Below are 886 nucleotides of genomic sequence, written 5' to 3'. Positions count from 1 at the left end.
GGGCACGGCCCCAGCCCCGCGGCCCCAGCTCGGCGGTCTCAGCCCTGCAGCCTCAGCCCTGCAGCCTCAGCTCTGCAGCCTCAGCTCTGCAGCCTCAGCTCTGCAGCCTCAGCTCTGCAGCGCGTGGGCGCCGGTGAACCCGCTGCCGCGCACGTCGGCGTCCAGGCCCTGCGCGTCCAGCACGGCCACGACCAGGCGGCGCAGGTCGCCGATGTCGTCGGTGGAGGGGGCCCGCTCGCACGGCACGGCGGCGACCACCACGCTCTCGCCGGACGGCTGGGGCAGCTGCTCCGTCCACGCCCGCAGCCCGTGCGCCTGCAGGACCTCCGCGCACTCCTCCAGGGAGCGCTCGGTCGGCACCAGGAACAGGGTGAGCAGGCCCCCCGCGAAGGGGTTCGTCTCCGTCATGGCGCGCACGCTGCCACGCGGGCGCGGCGCCGCGCGTCCCCCCGGGGTGGGATGTCACCCGGCCGCCGGGGGGACGTGCGCGCTGCGGCGCCCGCGGGCGGGTCAGTCGGAGGGCTCGGACACCGGCGCCCCGTCGGCGGGGCCCCGGCCGCCGTCCTCGCGCAGCGTGGGGTCCGCCGGTTCCGGCGCGCCCCCGTCGTCCGCGCCGGGTCCCGCGTCGGCGTCGGCCGCGGCGGGCACGACGTCGCCGGTGGGGGTGCCGGGCACGCCACCGCCGTCCTGCGGGGCGCTCTCGTCCTCCCCGGGGGCCCGGCCGGCGGCGCGCCGCTCCTCGGTGCCCACCCGCTCCTCGATCTCGTCGACGACCGCGGCCAGGTCCTCCGCGCCGGGGGGCGCCGGGGCGTCGCGCGGCACCGGGGCGTCGTGGGGCTCGCTGCTCATCCTGCGACCTCTCCGTCGTGGGCGGGTGCGCACCCAC

General features: G+C 79.7%; 2 protein-coding genes. Both read right to left on the bottom strand.

Annotated elements, in window-relative coordinates:
* Nucleotides 1-108 precede the first annotated feature (108 nt).
* On the bottom strand, nucleotides 109-408 hold the full coding sequence (locus GTR00_RS21825; protein ID WP_166613580.1) for a hypothetical protein: 300 nt from the start codon (nucleotides 406-408) through the stop codon (nucleotides 109-111).
* 102 nt (nucleotides 409-510) lie between these two features.
* Nucleotides 511-849: a hypothetical protein gene (locus GTR00_RS21820; RefSeq protein WP_166613579.1), complete on the bottom strand. Its 339-nt coding sequence runs from the start codon at nucleotides 847-849 to the stop codon at nucleotides 511-513.
* Nucleotides 850-886: the final 37 nt, after the last annotated feature.

The organism is Kineococcus indalonis (genome assembly GCF_009906395.1).
Lineage (GTDB): Bacteria > Actinomycetota > Actinomycetes > Actinomycetales > Kineococcaceae > Kineococcus > Kineococcus indalonis.
Note: the sequence above shows the minus strand (reverse complement) of the source record. Positions and strands in the feature narration are given on the sequence as shown.